Genomic DNA, 1,860 nt, shown 5'->3' on the forward strand with positions numbered 1-1,860 from the left:
TTATAACTATCAGCATTTCTAATTCATCCTCTATGCTCTCCACAGAACAATTACACATTTCGTTTGTGGAGGAATTTGTTTTTTTGCAACCAACGAACAAAATACATAATGATATATATATGCTGATAGTTATAAATTTCATCATAGTCAATTCTTAATATTTATCTAAGCCTTCAAAAGAGGCATTTGAAATATTGTGTCTTTCAATGAGTTCTTTAACTCGTAAAGAACAAACTATAGCCCCACTATCTTTCAAATAAAAGAGTTCTTCTCCATTCCACGAGGTGAAATCTATTTGGAAAGTCCCATAAATATGGTCTCCGTCAGAATCATGTTCACAGATAGAATCTATTTGCGTTTCTAACAGAGCATAGTATTGCAACCTTGAACCATATATTTTTATGGGGATAAAAGAAACTCCCTTTACTCCATTATTTTCCAACAAATCTTTGAAGTTATCGGAAATAAATCTTAATGGTCCTTGGTCACCTATGAAGTCATAAAATACATCTCCTTCATCGATGTGGAAGAGATTGTTGTCTTTTACATGTTGTAAATCAGGAAAAATTTTAAAAGGGTCGTAACTAACATCAGCTTGTAGCCTAACTTGCCTTTTCTTATGTCCTAACATTATAGTTGTAAAATTCATAGTGCTATCGAATTTGTAATCCGTACTCCAATGATTATGATTCACACAAGTCTTTGCATTTCTCCCAATGGACATCAAATTCCTCTTTGCTAATCAACATATTGGTTTCTATTGAATACAAGTCATATTGCAGGATGATGGACATCGGAGGATTGGACTTAGTAAAGTCTTCTGGCACACATTCATCTTCCTCGACATTGACGAAGGTATAATTTCCATCTGAAGATATGGTAATCGCTTTCAGCACTCTCACGCCATCGTATTCGCCATAGCAAATCGTGTTGAACACCTTGATTTTAAAATAGACTTCACATACTAAAATGCCATTCTCGTTAGTTCTATATGGGAGCGACTTCTTGAGTTCAAGGAGTATGTGAGCAAATGCCAACAAAAGTGTTTTCTTAGCTTTCTTAGCAGGGATTATCAGACTGAAACCCTGCCCTAATTCACCATGCCTATCTATTACAATTTTTACGTAAGGCGCTTTCTGGGCAATAATTGTATTTATGTCTTCTATTGCTTTGTTCCAAGTCTCTACAATATTGGGGAGAACCATATAAATACAGCAACAGAGGTGAAACTCCTTGGTTTCAGGCTTGTATTGAATGAAGAAATTTCCCAAAGAAAAAGACTCAAACAATGGGTCACCAATCATCCGAAAATCATTTGGAGAATTCGGACAAATGGTTCTCAGCATATTAACTCTCTTTCGGAACCACCGTTCATGTCGATTGAAATATCTCTGAACAATATCAGCAACAACCACGACACAAACTATTATAACTATTCCGACAGTTTCCGAAAATGCATGAGTAAGAGCTTTTAGCCCCAATATGATGCAAATGCACCATAATACGAATAAGCCAAGTTTTTTGATTATCATAAGGCAATTCACTAACTATTGTTTGACATTGTCTTTCATTTCCTATATAGTGGTACGCTCCGTCTCATCCGTAATTAGTTCTTTCATATCCACAGACAATAACTGCGCAATTTCAAGAAGTGTGGTAAGGTTGGGTTGAGAGCGGTTGCATACATAAGCATTGACCGTACTGAAACTTCTTCCCAACTTCTTTGCAAGCCATGTTTGGCTTATCCCTTTGTCCTCTAAGACTGCTCTTATACGATTTAATTTCATGTTTTTATCGTTTTTATGCTACAAAAATAACGTTTTATTTTGATAATCCATCCAAATCCCTTGAATATCTGCT

At 35.5% G+C, this 1,860-nt stretch carries 3 protein-coding genes; all 3 read right to left on the bottom strand.

Annotated features, from left to right (window positions below):
- Window positions 1–154 precede the first annotated feature (154 nt).
- Window positions 155–649, bottom strand: a complete 495-nt coding sequence (locus KTQ90_RS13155) for a hypothetical protein (RefSeq protein ID WP_217318806.1) — start codon at window positions 647–649, stop codon at window positions 155–157.
- A 34-nt stretch (window positions 650–683) separates the two neighbouring features.
- Complete coding sequence (locus tag KTQ90_RS13160) at window positions 684–1,346, bottom strand: hypothetical protein (RefSeq protein ID WP_153093259.1); 663 nt, start codon at window positions 1,344–1,346, stop codon at window positions 684–686.
- A 228-nt stretch (window positions 1,347–1,574) separates the two neighbouring features.
- Window positions 1,575–1,787, bottom strand: a complete 213-nt coding sequence (locus tag KTQ90_RS13165; protein WP_118119347.1) for a helix-turn-helix domain-containing protein — start codon at window positions 1,785–1,787, stop codon at window positions 1,575–1,577.
- Window positions 1,788–1,860 lie beyond the last annotated feature (73 nt).

This window comes from Leyella stercorea, from assembly GCF_019052365.1.
Classification (GTDB): Bacteria; Bacteroidota; Bacteroidia; order Bacteroidales; family Bacteroidaceae; genus Prevotella.

Excerpts from the sequence above, each read along its gene's own strand:
- KTQ90_RS13160 (WP_153093259.1), bottom strand. The coding sequence starts at position 1,346 with ATGCTGAGAACCATTTGTCCGAATTCTCCAAATGATTTTCGGATGATT.
- KTQ90_RS13155 (WP_217318806.1), bottom strand. The coding sequence starts at position 649 with ATGAATTTTACAACTATAATGTTAGGACATAAGAAAAGGCAAGTTAGG.
- KTQ90_RS13165 (WP_118119347.1), bottom strand. The coding sequence starts at position 1,787 with ATGAAATTAAATCGTATAAGAGCAGTCTTAGAGGACAAAGGGATAAGC.